This is a genomic window from Pirellulales bacterium (genome assembly GCA_019636335.1).
Classification (GTDB): Bacteria; Planctomycetota; Planctomycetia; order Pirellulales; family JAEUIK01; genus JAHBXR01.
This window is the reverse complement of sequence record JAHBXR010000009.1, coordinates 1-16,441: the sequence shown is the minus strand read 5'-3', so window position 1 is coordinate 16,441 and position 16,441 is coordinate 1. Positions and strand designations below refer to the sequence as shown.

Here is a 16,441-nt window from a genome sequence, read left to right as displayed (position 1 = left end):
CGCTACGGCGACGACGAGGGGGGGCTGGCTTCGTTTTGCGCGTCGGCCTGCGCCTCTTCGGCCAGCAGGAGTTCGCCGGGGCGTGGCTCGTCGAGATAGATCCGCGCGTCGCCGGTGATGAGCCGCGCGTCGCGCGCGAAGATGATCCAGTTCCACAACCAGCTCGCCAGCACCGCCAGCCGATTGCGAAAGCCGATCAAGAAGGCGATGTGGATCGCTCCCCACATCAGCCAGGCGAACAGTCCGCCGATGTGCCAGCGCCCCATCTGCACGACCGCCTTGGCGCGGCCGATCGTGGCCATCGAGCCGTGATCGGAATAAACGAACGGCTTGCGGGGCGACTTGCCGCCGGGATGGGCCACCTCGGCGGCGATGATCTCGGCGGCATAGCGCCCCATCTGCAAGGCCCCCTGGGCCACGCCCGGCACCGGCTTGTCGTTGTCGGCCGATTTCGCCGCCGCCATGTCGCCGATGACGAAGACGTTCGGATAACCGGGCACGGTCAGGTCGGGCTCGACGAGAACGCGCCCCGCGCGATCCAACGGCACGCCGAGCGTGCGCCCCATCGGACTGGCCGCCACGCCCGCGCCCCAGAAGATCGTGCGCGCGGCGATGAACTCGCTGGCCGTGCGCACTCCCTCGCGCGTGACGTCGGTCGCCAGGCTCTTCAAGCGCACCTCGACGCCGAGCGACTCGAGGTCGCGCCGGGCACGCTTGCTCAGATCGGGAGGAAACTGCGGCAGCAGGCGGTCGCCCCCCTCGAGCAGGATCACACGCGTCGTTTTCGTATCGATGTTGCGGAAGTCTTCGGCGATCGTGCGGGTAGCGATCTCCTTGATCGCGCCGGCCAGTTCGACCCCCGTGGGTCCTCCGCCGATGACGACGAAGGTGAGCAGCGCCTCGCGTACGGCCGCGTTCCCCTCGTATTCGGCCGTTTCAAAGGCGAGCAGGATGCGCCGCCGGATCTCGGTGGCATCTTCGAGAGTCTTCAGACCAGGAGCCACGGCTTCCCATTCGTCGCGACCGAAATAGGAATGCGTGGCGCCGGCAGCCAGGATCAGCCAGTCGTACTCGGCGGCGGCTCCTTCGACGAGCAACCGCTGGCGGGCAAGGTCGACTCCGATAACTTCGGCCAACACGACGCGACAGTTGCGCACCTTGTTCAGCACGTGGCGGATCGGCGAGGCGATGTTCGCCGGCGAGAGGGCCGCGGTCGCCACCTGGTACAGTAGCGGCTGAAAGAGATGATGATTGCGCCGGTCGACCAAGAGCACGTCGACCGGAGCGCGCGCGAGAGCTTTGGCGGCCGAGATGCCACCGAAGCCCCCCCCGACAATGATCACGCGCGGGCCGTGAGGGGGCGGGTGCGTCACGGGCAGATTCCTCGGCGCTTTCGGCTATGCGGAGGGGCCAGCGTCTGCGTCCGGCGCTGCCGCATCCGCTCGATCCGCCTGACCGCTCCATTCCTGCAACCATACAAGATCTTCACGCAGCTCGGCCAGCGTATCGCGCATTCCGGTGAAATGTCGGCGGTAGTGCCGCAAGGACAGCCAGGCGATGAAGGCCGCCAGGGCCCCCAGTATCGGCACGCTACCGGCCAGCCAGGCGATGGGAGATTGTGCGAAATAGTTGGCGCCGGCCAGGGCCAGCGTCGCCACGGCGATCGGCAGGATACTGACCAGCAACAGTGTCGCCACGGCGAGGGCCACGGCGCAGCGCGCCGTTTGTCGAGCCGCAGCGGTGGCTTCGAGCCGGGCGAGCTCGAGACGCGCGGCGAGCATCTCGCTGAAATCGTGGCGCAGGCGGTCGGCTTGGGCCGCCACTCCAGAGAACAGGCTGTCGCTCGGTTGGCTCATGATCGGTCGGACCACAGTCCGCTCAGCCATTCACGAAGTTCATCGGCTCCGCCGTGGCTCAGGTAATTCACGATTCGCCCGGCGGCGAAGCGCACGAACCAACCACTCAGGGCAGGCCGCGGCACTCCAGCCGAAAAGAAAAAACCCGCCGTCATGGCCCCCAGCAACGACGCGCCGGGATATCGCCGCACGTAGGTGCGCCACGAGCGCAGCTCGGCCGCTTCGCGACGCACCGCTTGCGCGTCGCGCTCGATGCGCAGTCGATGGCGCGCGATCCGGGCGCGAAGCTCGCGCCGCCGCGCCTCGAGTGCCAACGGTTCGTGCGCCCTACCCAGCAGCATCGTGCCCCTTCCTTATCGACGAAACAAGCTGCCGAGAAAGAAGCCCACGAAGGCGGCGATCAGAACGCCCGCTCCCGGATACTTGCGGACGCACTCGAGCGTCGTCTCGACGATCTCGCCTGGTGTCTTCTCGCGCGGTTTGCTGAACTCTTCAGCGGCCTGGGCCCGCGCCTGCTCATAGCGCTCTTGCGCGCGATGCAATTCGATCGTCGCGCGACGCAGCGCCTGCTCGGCCGCTTGCACGGCGGGCATCTCGTCGAGCTTGCGGCCAAGGTTCTCGAACAGGTCGGCCTCGGGGCGCGCCGCTTGTTCGGGAGAGGGAGATTCGTCGGTCATGGACCCACCTCGCTGGGGCGACTTTGCGGAAACCACTACTAGGGTACGTTATGCGGCTCGCACGCGTGGCGAAAAAGCAACGCGCGTGCCCGTCGACCGCGCGGCGGTAAACTCGGCACGATCGGTACCCCCGCGCCGCGAATTCGAGCGAGAGAGAAAAAAGCGCCGTGCAGATCGCACGCGATCGAGCGCACTCGCCTGAGGAGCTTAACCGACGCCAGGATGGCGGCGGTCCGCCTGATCGCGCCAGTATTGATACTGGGGATTGCCAGGCTGGAAGGCGAAGACGGCCTCGGGCAAAGGGACGCCATGTCGATCGCAGGAAGGCACGCGCACGATTACCGAGCCATCGGCGCGGCTTTCGATCTTCCAATCGGCGCGGGACGCCGTGGGCGCATGATCGCTCATCGATCGTTCTGACGTGGTAGACAAGCGTTTGACCGGGCGAAGTACAGGTGGGCAATCGAGCGGCATCGTTCCGAACGCCGCTGGCGGGTCGAACAACCGGGCGTCCGAATCCCGAACGCCCTCATCGCTGCTCTTATTATTAGATCGGAATTCTCCGATCAATTCTAGGCCGAAAGGGGGAGCTGGCGGCCCCGGTCCGAAGCCGAGACGTGAGGCCCGGTTACGCCGGCGCCGTGCGGCTTTCCGCCTCGAGAAGACGTAGTTTCGTGCGGACTCCGGCGGCCCCGGAGTACCCCCCGAGCCTGGCCCCCGCCGCCACCACGCGATGGCAGGGGACCACCAGGGGCGTGCGATTCGAACGCATGGCGTTGCCCACGGCGCGGGCCGCTCGCGGCGCCCCGATGGCGGCGGCCAACTCGCCATAGGTCAGGCGCTCGCCGTAAGGGATCGCGCGGCAACGTTCGATCACCTTGCGCACGAAGGGGGTCTCATCGTCGAGATCGAGCGTCACGCGCGCGAAATCGACCTTCTGCCCGGCGGCGAAGCGCGTGAGTTGCTTGACGAGCGCCGGGTTCCAGTCGCGCGACTTGATCCGCACGTCATCCGCTGTCTCGAGCGCCGCGAGGGCGGCTTGCGGCGAGGCATGACCAAACGTGAGCCGCGCGAGCGTGCGCCCGTGACCGGCCATGGCGATCCAACCAAGTTCGGTCTTGAAGACACTGACTTCGAGCGTGACAGGGTCGCGTGGCATGGCGGTCCTCGGCACGAAAAAAATGCGCGGCCGCGGAAGAGAACGTGGGGGAGAAATTGCCGTGGTTGTCGCAGTTTTCGCGGCTTTGACAGTCGCGTCCGGGGCATTCTATACTGCACCCTGAATGGAGCAAGCAGAGGGGCGCTGGCGTTACGGTGCCCCCACGTTGCTTTGACCCGGGAATGCCGCGGATGAATTGTTACGCCTCGCACTGCGACGACTTCTACATCAACCTCAATCTCGGAACCGAGATGGAGTTGCCGCAGAATCGCGAGACCGTGCTGCACTTCTTCGAGCAGATTCAGAAGAAGTATCCCACGATGCGGAACTTCTACGCCCGCGACAAGGGAGACTTCGTTCTCGAAGAGGATAAGGATCGCGGACAGTATCGCTGGGCCACGATCGAGAACCGGCGCATCTGCTCGGGCCAAGTGAATCCCGAGACGGTCGAAGCGGCCCTCGAACAGCATCACCACGTGCTCGAGCTGGCCCCCTACTGTCTGTCGGTTACGCCGCTCGATTGCGAGGCGCTCGATATCCTGTTCGGCTTCGATTTCACCTTCCGCGGCAACCACAACCAACTGGTGGCCGAGGCGCTGGGAGTGAGCCCGGCGCTCGAGCGGATTCTCGACATGCCCGGCGTCTGCGTTGTCAACTACGAGCCGTCGCTGACGTTGGCGCTCGACGACGAGTGCCGCATTCAGTGCCGGATCAGCATCGAGTCGCGGACGAACGCCTATCAGATTCGCACGGGCGAGTTTCCCGAGGAGCAGTTGAGCGTCTACGTGACCGCTCGCCAGTATGGCAGCCTCGGCACGAACTCGACCTTCAACAAGACCCTCGACCAGTTGACGCAGGTCTGCCGCGAGATGGTGGACAATCACGTCATCGAGCACGTGCTGCAGCCGCTGGCACGCGCCATCGCCATGCGGTAGCCTGTTGGCTCTTGCCACCAGCAACGCAGGTCGAGAACACCATGTCTGTTTCTTTCAGCGAATTCGCGCGTACCGTTACCGTCGAAACCGCCTTCAATGTTCTGGCCGCCGCCAAGCAATTGCGGGCGGCAGGCAAGGAAGTGATCGAGCTGGAAATCGGCGATAGCCCGTTTCCTTCGACCGCCTCGGCCCTGCGCGCGGGGCTCGCCGCGATCGAGTCGGGACAGACGCACTATTGCCCCTCGGCGGGGCTGCCCGAGCTGCGCGCGGCGGCCGCGGAATACGTGAACTCGCACTACGGGCTGGCGACCCAGGCCGCCAACGTCGTCGTGGGACCAGGCGCGAAGGTCTTCGAGCTGTTGTTCTGCGAGGCGTTCCTCGATCCGGGCGATGGCGTGCTCGTCTTCAGCCCCTACTTTCCGACCTACCTGCCGAACATCGCGCGGCGCGGCGCGCGTGCCGTGCTCGCGCCGCTGCGGCAAGAGAACGACTTCCGTCCCGAGCCGGCGGCCGTCGAGCGCTTTTTAAAAGAAGACGCGCGGCCCAAGGCGATCTTCCTCAATAGTCCTCATAATCCGACCGGCGGCATCGCCACCGAAGAGGATCTGCGCGACATCGCCGACCTGGTGCGCGGACGCGACGTGGTCGTGTTGAGCGACGAGCCGTACGATCGCATGGTCTGGCGGGGCCGGCATCACACGATCCTCTCGCAGCCTGGCATGCTCGAACAGTGCGTGGCGGCATACACGTTCAGCAAGTCGTATAGCATGAGCGGTTGGCGTTTGGGGTTCGCCGTGACGGCCGCTCCGCTGGCCGACATGCTGGCGAAGCTCATCAACTCGTCGCTGTCGTGCGTGCCGCCGCTGGTGCAACTGGCGGGCGTGGCGGCGCTCGAGCACGACCACGAAGAACGCGATCGCACGATGCAGCTCTTCCGCGAGAAGGTCGAGATCCTGGTGCGCGGCCTGAACTCGATCGAGGGGATCAAGTGCCTCGATCCGGGGGGCACGTTCTATGTCTTCCCGCGCGTGGCGCCGATCGCGAACCGCTTGGGCATCACCTCGCACGGACTGGCAATGTACCTGCTCGAGGGAGCGGACGACCAGTTGGGCGTGGCTTGCCTGGGGGGCGAGTGCTTCGGCGAGGCGGGGGGGGGCTTCCTGCGTTTCAGTTGTGCCGAGCCGAACGAGCGCTTGCAGCAGGCGGTTGATTTCCTCCCCCTGGCCTTCTCGCGCACCGACCGCGTGGCGGCCTATCTCGAAAAGCACCCGGCGTATCGGCTGAAGCAGCCCTACGCGGTGTGAGCCGCACGATCGGCACGGGCAGAATCTCCTGTCTCGGCGGTCGAAACGCCCGCCCCCGGAATCATTTCGAGCTAGCATTTACATGCGGCTGAAATGACCGGCGAACGCGCGCCGCCAGGCGCGCATCGCCATCCGGGCAAGGCTTGGCGGGGGATTCAGACGATGAGCAGAAAGAGTTTCCAGCGCTCGCAGTTGTTCGTCGATCGCAAGGTCCAGGGAGCGTTGCTGTGGCGTGTCGCGCTCTACTGGTGCTACGCCATGCTCACGATCGTGGCTTCACTGGTCTCGTGGCGGATCCTGGTGCATGGAGTGGCCCATCCGTTCAACAACCACATCGCCGACATCCTCGACGAGATGTCCCCCATGATCCTGGGCTCGGCGTTCATGCTGCCGATCCTCCTGTACGACATGGCCCGGCAGACGAATCGGTTCGCGGGACCCCTGTTCCGGTTGCGAAACGAGATGCGACGGCTGTCGCGGGGCGAAAAAGTGCTGCCGGTCCACTTCCGCGACAACGACTTCTGGCACGAGATGGCCGAAGAGTTCAATGCGGTCGTGGCTCGGGTCGAGCAGCTCGAAGCCCAGCAGTGCGACGTCGAGGAAGTCGTCACGGTGGCCGGGGCCGAAAAATAGGCCCCGTGATTCATTTCGTCGTGGGCAAGGTGTGGCGATCCTCCGCACCGCTTCTTCGCATACGTTCGCTCGTGCCCTCTCGGCGCGCAAGCAAATGTTCGGCAACCGTTTCGTTGCCCGCATGCATCAGCAGCACGGCACATGGGAATGGCCGCGAGAGGTTGTTGCTTAGGGAGAGGGAGCCGGTGGAGGAGGCAACTCCTCTGCCGGTTCGTCTGATGTTTCGTCCGCCGCCGCGCCGCCACTGGGCGCAGCGTTCGCAGGCGTCGGAGCCAGTTGAGGATTCTCGAGCGCCTGTTGCGCGGCGTCCAGCGCGGCTTCGCCTGCCACGTCGAGGGCGCGTCGCAACAGCCGCCGGGCAGGCCGTTGCGTGGCGGCCGCCGGACCGCCAGGTATGGCCGATGTTGATGGCGGCGCCGTACCTGTCGGGGGCGGGCTCGACAGGTTCGACGGATCTTGCGGGGACGCCGGCGGTGGAGTGGCGGGGGTCGGTGTGCCCCGACGGCGACGTAGCAGCCCCCCCAGAATTCCGCCGCTGCTTTCCTCGGTTGCCGTGGCCTCATCGGCCGGCGCTGCGTCATCGGCGGGATCGGGCGTGGTTGGCGCATTCGGATCGGCTGGTGGCGGAGGTGGCGCCGTGCGACCACGCGAGAGGATGCCACCCGGTCCAAAGATGCGCGTTCCATCGGCAGCGCCGTCCACGGCGCCCCGATTGCGCAAACGTTCCAGGAGCGCATCGAGGGAGATGTTCTCGTTGCCGAGCAACTCTTGCAACGTGGCCAGACCGATGTCGAGGCTGTTCTGCGTGAGGGACGAGGCGTCGACCTCGGGCTTTTCGAGCGTGCCTTTGATCGGAATCACCAGCGTGTGTTGGCTGAGCGCCTCGCGAAGCGGGGCATCTTCCTTGGCCAGCCCGGCGAGCGGCACCTCGGCCACGACGTCGAGCGATTGATCGACGATGCCGACGGAACCGTGCGTACGCACGTTCAAGCGGGTGAAGCCGAACTGGAGGCCCTGGTGATAGACGCGGCCGTCGATCATCTCGAACTCGACCACCGACTCGTTGGCCAGATTCATCTCGGGGGGTACTCCGAGCGAGCTGGCCAATTCCTCGACCAAGGGGCCCGGGCCCACGCGCACCGCATGGATCGAGAACCGGCCGGCGAGCTGACCGGCCTGGGGATCGTCGAGCGGAATGCGCACGTCTTCGACCTCGATCGAGAACTCGCCGCTGGCCAGGGTGGCGTTCGCGAGCACGGGCGCGATGAATTTGAGCAGGTCGTTGCACAGCTCGGGGGTGATCGCTAGTCGATCGATCGGCTTGCCGCGCGACATGACGAATTCGGCCGCACGCCCCGGCTCGGCCGAACGAGCCAGCCCCGCCGTGACATTGATGCGAGGAATCTCCAGATCGCGTTCGGCGCGTTTCGCGCGCACGACGACGGTGGCATCGTGAATGGCCAGGATCACGCCGAGATTGGGCGGTGTCGCGGGAAGCGCTTCCTCGGCAGGCTCGCTCTTCGGCGGCTCGCCGAAGACCTCGGTAAAGTTGCTGCCGCGGTCGGTCGCTTCGATGCGGAGTTTCGGCCGCTCGATGCGAAATTGTCCCAGCTCGCTTCGATCGACGATCAGCTTCCAGAGTGGGCGGTCTCCCTCGATGACCGGCACTTGCGCGAGAGGCTCGCCGCCGTCGTCGGGCGTGATCGAGAGATCGTAAATCGCCACGGGCGAAAACCAGCCCAACGACGTGCGACCGATCGAGATGTCGCCGTGCAGCCCGAACGTGGCCGCGCTCAACACGGCACTCCGCACGGGGCTCAGATTGAACAAGTAGGGCGCTGCCAGCACCATGAGCACGGCGGCTGACACCAGTGCCAAAACGATGCGCAGGATGGGGCGCTTGCGCGGGGGCGTTGTTCCGCCGGGCGTGCCGGCGGCGGTGGGCGGCGCAGGTTGGTTCATGACCGATCTCGCATCCGTGGTCGTTCGGTGCGGAACGTTCAGCTCGCGCTGCCGCCCGTCGTCGCGGCGCCGGTGGCCGGATCAGGTTCGGGCGCCGCGGCACGGCGGATCTCGATTTCCTGGGCTCCCAACGCCACCCCTTCTTTCCCGGAAACGAATGCCCGCACGCAGCAGGCGCCGTGGGCCTCGCGGGGGACTGCGAGCCTGGCGGTATACTTGCCGTCGCGTACTTCGGTGGTCACGGTGACCCAGCGGCGATCGTTGGCCCGCTCGTAGATTGGTTGATAGGCCGCCAGGGCTGAATCCGCTTCCTGATAGCGGGCACGCACGGGGGGCCGCATTCGCAGGCGGTCGCGCCGCACGCAGAGATCCACTTCGCAGGGGCCGTCGATGGGGCTGGTGCCCGTCACCTCGATGACCGAGCCGGCGTCCGCCGCGCTCAGCGTCGAGACGGTGGCGTCCTGCGGATATTGCAGCCGCAGCAGCGGATCGCCCAGCAGGTTGAAGACGAGCACGTTCTCGGCCCGTTCGGCCTTGAGATCGGTCGATTTGCTGTTGAGCGTGCGGGCCATCTGGTCGATGGCGCGGCTTTGCGGATCGCTACGGGGCGACTCGACCATCGCGCGCTTGGCATGGAGAATGATTTCGCCCAGCGTTTCGCACCGCTTGCCGAAACACTCGGACAGAAGTTCCGTCGCCATGACGCTCATCGCGTAAGGCATCGTGACGCGCGTCCCCCCCATCACGGCGACGGGCCCTCCCTGCCGGCGCAGCAGTTCCTCGCCCAGCGAATCGCGCGGGTGATCCAGGGCACAGGTATAGCACGCCAGGAAGATGGCAATCGGCGGACCGTGCTCGCAGTTGAGCTTGGGGACGTCTTCGTTCGCGAAGATGTGAAACTGGTTGCCGGGCACCTTCACGCGGTCGAGCTCGTGCCGCTGACCGTGCCCGATATAGACCCAGAAGAGCGAGCCTTCGTTGAATCGCGCGAATGCCGCGTCGTGGAACAGGCGCGGATCGGGGCAGTAGGCGCTGCGCCAACTGCCGTACGTCATCGAGACATCGTAGCCGGCGGGAATGCCTTCGGTGATCATCTGCTTGGCCGAGGACTCGAGCACCGAGTCGGCCAGCGGGCTGAAGCCCCCCATGCCCGCCACGAAGTTCACGCGCCGGCGCCAGCCGCCCTGATCGGCGTCCTGCTCGTGGGCGAAGATCTTGCCCAGCACGAGCTTCAACTCCTCGGGCGAATCGACCGGCAGACGGCCGATGGCGACGTCGGGCAGATGGTCGTCGTCGAGATCGGCGTACCAGTTGTCGGTCGGGATGTCTTTCTCTTTGCCCCAGTGGATATTCACCTTCGCCTCGGCAAAGTGGATCGGCACGCTGCGGGCACGCACCTGGGGATCGGTCTCCATCGCGGGATCGGCGTCGCCGACGATGAGTATGTTCTTTAGATTTCCTTCTTTGGCGACCTTGCGAATGCGATCGCGAACGTCTTCGGCCGTGCCTTCGCTCGAGACGATGCGCAGCTTGTGCCCCTGCTGCTCGCGATACTTGACCCAGGGCGCGAGGGTCTGGCGAAAGACCGGCGGGCAGACGACGACGGTGTCCGGCGGAGTGGCCGATGGGGTCGCCATCACGATGCAGAGGGTGGTCAGCAGAGCGGTCATCGAACGCCTCGAACTTTCTCGTTCCGGAGGATGCCTGTTCTCAGGGGAAAGAGCCGTGGGGAAGAAGGAGTTGCCGCACGGCCGGGAACTGCGGGCAGTTCAATTGTCCCGCATGCCGGAGGGGCAAGTCAATCGGCTGGGACGATTCGGAGGACTCACGCCGTGCAGGTGGTTACCAGATTGGCCAGTTGGCGGACGAGCGTGGCGTCGATCGTGCCCGTGCGGTCGCCGCGGCAGGCGGCTCCGCGGAGGGCGATGTAGTCGGGACGGAGCGCCGCGACCGAGGGGATCGTGCTCGCCGTGAGCGATCCGCCGATGACTGCCAGCATCCGTTCGGCGCGGATTGCCGCCAGGTAGCGAGCCAACTCCGTGGGCGTCCACAGATCGACCAGCCCGCCGCGAGATTTATCGAACGTATCGACGAGGATCGCGCGGCATTCCAACTCTACGGCGTGTCGCAAGACCGTGAAGGGCTCTGGGGCGCCGCATGACTGCCAGTCGGCATAGACGACAGCGACACGCTGTGTCTCCGGTGGAAGTTGTGCTAGCGAGGCTCGCCAGCGCTGGGGCCAGTCGCCATGGCGTTCGCAGCCCGCGAGCCCGACCTTGGCGAAGTCCGTCGCGGTGTGGAATAGCGCGCTTGGACGCTGGCTGCCGAGCTCATCGCTGGCCAACTCGGTCAGCTCGCCGAGCGCGGCACTGGTAGGCACGCGCCCGTCGATCGCGCGCACGACCGATTGGATCGTGTCGGCATCGGCGGCGCCCAGCGCCCCGCGATGCGGCTCTTTCACGTCGATGAGATCGGCATTACCGTCGAGCGCTGCCAGCGCCTCGTGCGCATCGCGAACGCTGACGAGCAGTCTGGTCATCCGGCCACCCGCATTTGTTGGGCGGCGCGTTGCACTTCGGCGAGTCGGGCGTTGAGACGACGGACGAAGTCGACGTTGAGCGGCTCGCACCAGGTACCGCGGATCGTGATGTGCCCGCCGCACCAGCTACCGAGCGCCGGCTTCACCTCGACTTGTGCCCAATCTTCGGCCCGCTCGTCGAGCCGCACGACGATGGTCGAGGTGTCGCGCGGATCGTAGTGCCCCGTGAGCATGCTGGGCCCCTGCCCGAGCAGGAAACATTCGACGATCTCGATCGGCACGCGCACCGGCGGGCCATTCCGCAGACGCACGAGCAGGTGACCATCGCGGTAGGCCAGACGGGGACGAGATATTTCCACGAGCAACAGCGACGTCGAGATCGTGCCGAACACCACGAGCAGAATGCCCAGGTAGAACGAACCGCGACCGAGGAAGCCATCGCCCGAGGACAGGGGGACGAGGGCTACGCCGATGCTCGCGATAAGTAGCGGTCCCAGCATGCCGAGCGCGAGCGCTCGGCGGTTGTTGCGCAACCAGATTTCGGTACGTGCGGCCGACATGGGGCCATCCCTAAACAGCGATCATCGAGCGGTCGGTTACTTCTTGGCCGACGAGAGGATGCGGACCTTGAAGCCCAGCGACTGCGACAGGGCCACCATCTCGCCGAAGATATCGCCGTAGGCCACGGCCACGTGATTGCTCTGGTAGTGGGCCATGACGGTCTCCATCGAGCAGCCCAGGTCGGCCGCCATGAAGGGCCACTGCCGCGTCGTGCCGTTCCACCATTCGTCGCGCACCTTGGGGGGGAGCTTGACGACTTCGCCCCGGCCGATGTCCATCCACAACTCGCCACGGTTCAGATAGGCGCGGGCCCAGGTCATGTCGCCGGGCAGGCTCTCGCCGGCGAAGGTGCCGCCGGGCACGGGGAAGTAGCCCTTCGGCTGGCGATAGCTGTGTACGCCTTCGAGCGTCGAGGGATCGTGATTGAAGGCATACGCCCCGCAGGAACCGCTGTTCAACAGCACCCACAGGAAGCGTCCCTTGTGCCGCGCGCCCCAGCGCACGTCGTGGAACATCACGCCCTGGTGCAGCCCCTTCTTCTTCAACAGGCGCTTCATCATCTCCATCGGCACGAGACTGCCCTGGTCGGCCTCGGTCGAGGTGATGATCACGTCGCCGTTCGACTCGGGGCGGCAAACGCTGTTGAGCAAGCCTTCGCAGAAGTCGGAGGGAGGCAACAGCGGCAGCAGGCCCAACTGATACTGCCAGCCCAAGCAGTCTGCCTTGAACTCGTCGACCAGGTCGAGCACGGTCAAGTACATGCGCAACTGTTCGCGGGTCGCCTCGGGGGTGAAGTCTTCGGCCCCTTCTTCGTGCCAGTGGAACTTCACGCCATGTTCGACCACGAAATTGAAGGTGTCGTCGATGCGGCGATCCGTAATGAACTTGCCGCGGCTAATCAGCCAGGCCTGGTCGACCTTATGCTCGGTGAAGCCGATCGGCGCCAGCAGTCGCGAGCCGAAGTAGCCATTGATCATGCCCATCGACGTATCGCCCAGCATCAGCGCCATGATGCGGCGCTGCTTGATCTCGCGGTGGACCTCTTCGGCCGTGGCGGCGGCCCCTTCGGAGACGGGCGCCGAGTAGTGCAGCTCGTCGGCCGGATGGCGGATCTGCCCCGACGCGCACCATTCGTCGAGTTGCTCCATGAACCGCCGATCCTTGGTCCAGTCGCCGGCGTCGGTCCAGATGCGCGAGTGCTGCCGGTCGAGGCTCGTCAGGCAGGCGCTGGTATTGAGCAGCGCGACCAGTCCCGGCCACATGCCCGAGAAATTCGAGGCCAAGAGCAACGGATTGTCCTTGCCGACCACGCCGTCGCAGGTGTGGGGGCCGTAGGTCCAGTGGCAGAAGACGCCGATCATCGGGTCGTCGACCGGGCCGAGATGCTCGATCGATTCGTGCGGCTTGCGGAGGAACGAGCGAATCACACGTGGCTTGCGGCCCAGCTTCTTCAGCGCGCGGCTCAACTGCTCGGTGGTTTCGCGAACCTGCGGCACGGCCAGTTGATTGGGCTCGGCGCGGTAATCGCCCGGCCAGAAGATGACGACGTTTTTCGACATCGGAGGAACTTCCCTCTGGGGTAAACGCATCCGGGGCGTGTGCGACCCTGGCAGCGGTATGGAATCGCGAAACGGCGCTTCGGCCCAGGGCGCGAGGCAACGCTGGAGATAGGCCCGAGTGTATGCCCAGGTATCCGATTTCAGGCTGCCCGCCGCAAGACGATGACTGCAACCCGAAATCAGAGACCTCAGCCGGACCGCGGATGAGGCAGGACGCGCCGACGCTGTTCCCTCGCAAGGCGCGGTTCGCGGGAGCGTGCTCCCCAGCTCTTCTCGTCGCTAGCGTTGCTCCAAAGGAATGAACGAGCGTTCGGTCTCGCCCGTGTAAATCTGCCGTGGCCGGCAGATCTTCTTGCCGGGCGAGGCATGCATTTCGAGCCAGTGGGCGATCCAACCCGGCAGACGCCCCATCGCAAACAGCACCGTGAACATCTGTATCGGAATACCGATCGCGCGGTAGATCACGCCCGAGTAGAAATCGACGTTCGGGTAGAGCTTCTTCTCGATGAAGTAGGGATCCGACAGGGCCACTTCTTCCAACTCTTGCGCGATGTCGAAGATGGGGTCCTTGATCTTCCGCTTGGTCAGCAGGCGATCGCAGGTCTGCTTGATGATCTTGGCCCGCGGATCGAAATTCTTGTAGACGCGGTGGCCGAAGCCCATCAGGCGGAAGCCGCTGTTCTTTTCTTTGGCCAGGTTGACGTACTTGCGCACGTTGCCGCCATCGGCCAGGATCTTTTCGAGCATCTCGACGCAGGCCTGGTTGGCGCCGCCGTGCAGCGGCCCCCACAGCGCGCAGATGCCGGCCGAGATCGAGGCGAAGAGATTCGCGTCGCTCGATCCCACCATGCGCACCGTCGAGGTGCTGCAGTTCTGCTCGTGGTCGGCATGCACGATCAGCAGCAGGTTCAAGGCGTCGACGAAATCGGCGTCGAGCTCGTAGGGCTCGCTCGGTACGGCGAACATCATCTGCAGGAAGTTCTGGCAGTAGTTCAGATCGTTCTGCGGATAGACGAAGGGCTGGCCGATCGACTTCTTGTAGCTGTAGGCCGCGATGGTCGGCAGCTTGGCCAGCAGGCGGAAGATCGAGACCTCGACCTGCCGCGGATCGCGTGGGTTCAGATAGTCCTGATAGAACGTCGACAGCGCGCCGACCACCGAGCTGAGGATGGCCATCGGGTGCGCGTCGCGCGGAAAGCCGTTGTAGAACGACCGCATGTCCTCGTGCAGCATCGTGTGCCGCCGCAACGACGCGCGGAACTTCTCGAGCTGCTGCACGTTGGGCAACTCGCCGTACATGAGCAGGTAGGCCACCTCGATGAAGTCGCAGCGCTCGGCGAGCACCTCGATCGGATACCCGCGGTAGCGCAAGATTCCCTTCTCGCCGTCGAGATAGGTGATCGAGCTGAGCGTGGCGCCGGTGTTGACGTAGCCTTCGTCGAGCGTGACGTGGCCCGTCGCAGCGCGCAGGCTCGAGATATCGATCGCGCGTTCCTGCTCGGTGCCGACCACGACCGGTAGTTCGAAGTCACGATCGCCGAGTTGAAGTCGCGCGACTTCCGTGGCAGAGTTTTCGCGTTTGGCGACAGATGGACTCATGAGGTCTCCACTTCCGAGGGCGACACGCGCGCGGACAGTGCCGCCGGCTGTTAGCAGTGTAACGGTGAAATCGTGCCTCGACAATTCACCAACGGGCCCTCGGACGGCAGAAGTGCTTGTATTCAAGATTCTAATGGCGATTGGTCACACGCGGTGGCCAGCGAATTCGCGGTCTCGCGATGCTTCTCGCTGCCGGGACACCAACACCGCAGCGGGCCTACGGTTCCGCCGCCGGCGCGGCGATGGCGCGATCGCGCCCCGCGAGCTTCGCCTGACGCAACGCACGGTCGGCCGCGGCGAAGCACGCCCACACCGCACCAGCACGCGCTTTTTCCGCTTCTGACGGCGCCACCACGGCGTAGCCGACGCTGACGGTTACGGAAGGCGTAATGATTTCGCTCGTCGAGCGGGCGATCTCGGCGCGCAGCCGCGCGAGCACGCCTTCGACCGAAGCGGGCGCGAGTTCGGTCAGAATCAGCCCGAACTCGTCCCCACCCAAACGTGCTACAGAATCATGTCGGCGAATACTGCCGGCGAGCGCCCCGGCCGCGGCACGCAGCACGGTGTCTCCGACGAGATGCCCGGCGCGGTCGTTGACCTGCTTGAAGTGATCGAGATCGAAGATCGCCACGACGCACGACCGCAGCTCGTCGTCCGTCAGACGAGCCAGCGCATCGTCCCACGCGCGGCGATTGGGCAGCCCGGTCAGTTCGTCGGTGTGGGCCTGCTCGCGCAGTTGCTCTCGTTCGTGTCCGCCGGCGCGCACGGCGCGACGCAGCCAGACGATCTCGCCGAGCAGGCGGCAGACGAGCGCCAATTCGCGCGCCGAGACGTCGACCGGCAGATCGACTTCAATCGCCGCTGCCACGGGCGTGGTGGGCTCGGCGAATTGCCCCAGCGCGAAGATCACTTCGCTCGAATCCCCCCGCCCCAATCGAACCAGCCCGTGCTCGAGCGTGTCGAGCGGTTGGAGTCTTGGGTGGCGCAGAGCTTCGTCGGGGCCCTCGGTGACGACGACGAGGGGTCGAGCGACGAGCGCTTCGCCTGTGGGCACGTCGTCGGCCGAGAGCCAGAGCTGCGCCGCGACGGTCTCGAGCGCGGCGGTCCACCGCCGCACTTCGCGACGATCGGCCGAGAGAAGCAGGATGGCAGGCTGCGAGGCGACGGTCATGGGAGACGATTATACCGGAGAGCGCGAGGCCGCTCAGCCGCAGGTGGCGGGCGCGTGGAGGTTCGGCTTGACGCCCCCAGCAGGGCGTTCCAAACTACCGAGACGCACGTTCGAGTGCGTTTCTTGCGAGAGTGGCGGAATTGGCAGACGCGCTGGACTTAGGATCCAGTGCCGCAAGGCGTCCGGGTTCGACTCCCGGCTCTCGCATTTTTCCTGATCGACGCAATTCGTCGATTCTTCTTCTTTGAGCAGACGCGCGATTTCCTCGCGCGATTCGGGCATCCAATGCCTGGCGGATTGTGGCCATCCCCTGCGGATTGTATTGCCATGGCATTGATGTTGCTCTTTCACAAAGTTGGACAAGCAAAGGTGGTCCAGCCTGGGAGCACGATCATGTCGCCCAACAGCGAGCAGAGAGATCCGGCACGGCCGGTGTTCGTTTTGCGGCACGCCGAGTTTGGCGACCGCTTGAAATGGCTGATTCTC

16 protein-coding genes and 1 tRNA gene are annotated in these 16,441 nt (G+C 65.3%); 4 read left to right on the top strand and 13 right to left on the bottom strand.

Annotated features, from left to right (window positions below):
• Positions 1 to 2 precede the first annotated feature (2 nt).
• The 6 genes from KF708_10770 to KF708_10745 all read right to left on the bottom strand — a co-directional run bounded on the left by KF708_10770 (position 3) and on the right by KF708_10745 (position 3,692).
• A complete protein-coding gene (locus tag KF708_10770; protein MBX3413160.1) occupies positions 3 to 1,373 on the bottom strand; it encodes an NAD(P)/FAD-dependent oxidoreductase in 1,371 nt (456 codons plus the stop codon).
• A gap of 24 nt (positions 1,374 to 1,397) precedes the next feature.
• Complete coding sequence (locus tag KF708_10765) at positions 1,398 to 1,886, bottom strand: phage holin family protein (protein ID MBX3413159.1); 489 nt, start codon at positions 1,884 to 1,886, stop codon at positions 1,398 to 1,400.
• Positions 1,853 to 2,197 carry a hypothetical protein gene (locus tag KF708_10760; protein MBX3413158.1) on the bottom strand — a complete coding sequence of 115 codons (345 nt, stop codon included), beginning with the start codon at positions 2,195 to 2,197 and terminating at the stop codon, positions 1,853 to 1,855. The genes KF708_10765 and KF708_10760 overlap by 34 nt, the downstream gene beginning before the upstream one ends.
• Before the next feature lie 12 nt (positions 2,198 to 2,209).
• Entirely contained in the window at positions 2,210 to 2,533 is a 324-nt protein-coding gene (locus KF708_10755; GenBank protein MBX3413157.1) for a hypothetical protein, read from the bottom strand.
• A 207-nt stretch (positions 2,534 to 2,740) separates the two neighbouring features.
• A complete protein-coding gene (locus KF708_10750) occupies positions 2,741 to 2,941 on the bottom strand; it encodes a hypothetical protein (GenBank protein MBX3413156.1) in 201 nt (66 codons plus the stop codon).
• Positions 2,942 to 3,161: 220 nt separating this feature from the next.
• Positions 3,162 to 3,692 (bottom strand): methylated-DNA--[protein]-cysteine S-methyltransferase, encoded by a 531-nt coding sequence (locus tag KF708_10745; protein MBX3413155.1) that lies wholly within the window; start codon positions 3,690 to 3,692, stop codon positions 3,162 to 3,164.
• Positions 3,693 to 3,883: 191 nt separating this feature from the next.
• Between KF708_10745 and KF708_10740 the strand changes: the two genes are divergently transcribed.
• The 3 genes from KF708_10740 to KF708_10730 all read left to right on the top strand — a co-directional run bounded on the left by KF708_10740 (position 3,884) and on the right by KF708_10730 (position 6,564).
• Entirely contained in the window at positions 3,884 to 4,627 is a 744-nt protein-coding gene (locus tag KF708_10740; GenBank protein ID MBX3413154.1) for a hypothetical protein, read from the top strand.
• A 41-nt stretch (positions 4,628 to 4,668) separates the two neighbouring features.
• Positions 4,669 to 5,931 carry an aminotransferase class I/II-fold pyridoxal phosphate-dependent enzyme gene (locus tag KF708_10735; protein ID MBX3413153.1) on the top strand — a complete coding sequence of 421 codons (1,263 nt, stop codon included), beginning with the start codon at positions 4,669 to 4,671 and terminating at the stop codon, positions 5,929 to 5,931.
• A gap of 162 nt (positions 5,932 to 6,093) precedes the next feature.
• Positions 6,094 to 6,564, top strand: a complete 471-nt coding sequence (locus KF708_10730) for a hypothetical protein (protein ID MBX3413152.1) — start codon at positions 6,094 to 6,096, stop codon at positions 6,562 to 6,564.
• Positions 6,565 to 6,732: 168 nt separating this feature from the next.
• Here the strand turns inward: KF708_10730 and KF708_10725 are convergent, their stop codons facing one another.
• The 7 genes from KF708_10725 to KF708_10695 form a co-directional block, all read right to left on the bottom strand.
• Entirely contained in the window at positions 6,733 to 8,526 is a 1,794-nt protein-coding gene (locus KF708_10725) for a hypothetical protein (GenBank protein MBX3413151.1), read from the bottom strand.
• Positions 8,527 to 8,564: 38 nt separating this feature from the next.
• A complete protein-coding gene (locus tag KF708_10720) occupies positions 8,565 to 10,196 on the bottom strand; it encodes a hypothetical protein (GenBank protein MBX3413150.1) in 1,632 nt (543 codons plus the stop codon).
• A 155-nt stretch (positions 10,197 to 10,351) separates the two neighbouring features.
• Positions 10,352 to 11,065 carry a (5-formylfuran-3-yl)methyl phosphate synthase gene (locus KF708_10715; GenBank protein MBX3413149.1) on the bottom strand — a complete coding sequence of 238 codons (714 nt, stop codon included), beginning with the start codon at positions 11,063 to 11,065 and terminating at the stop codon, positions 10,352 to 10,354.
• On the bottom strand, positions 11,062 to 11,625 hold the full coding sequence (locus tag KF708_10710) for a hypothetical protein (GenBank protein MBX3413148.1): 564 nt from the start codon (positions 11,623 to 11,625) through the stop codon (positions 11,062 to 11,064). The genes KF708_10715 and KF708_10710 overlap by 4 nt, the downstream gene beginning before the upstream one ends.
• 36 nt (positions 11,626 to 11,661) lie before the next feature.
• Complete coding sequence (locus KF708_10705; GenBank protein MBX3413147.1) at positions 11,662 to 13,185, bottom strand: hypothetical protein; 1,524 nt, start codon at positions 13,183 to 13,185, stop codon at positions 11,662 to 11,664.
• 279 nt (positions 13,186 to 13,464) lie between these two features.
• On the bottom strand, positions 13,465 to 14,784 hold the full coding sequence (locus tag KF708_10700; protein MBX3413146.1) for a citrate synthase: 1,320 nt from the start codon (positions 14,782 to 14,784) through the stop codon (positions 13,465 to 13,467).
• Between the two features lie 217 nt (positions 14,785 to 15,001).
• On the bottom strand, positions 15,002 to 15,955 hold the full coding sequence (locus KF708_10695; protein ID MBX3413145.1) for a GGDEF domain-containing protein: 954 nt from the start codon (positions 15,953 to 15,955) through the stop codon (positions 15,002 to 15,004).
• 125 nt (positions 15,956 to 16,080) lie between these two features.
• On the opposite strand from KF708_10695, the gene KF708_10690 reads away from it, so the two are divergent.
• Positions 16,081 to 16,162 (top strand) — tRNA-Leu (locus KF708_10690).
• Positions 16,163 to 16,441 lie beyond the last annotated feature (279 nt).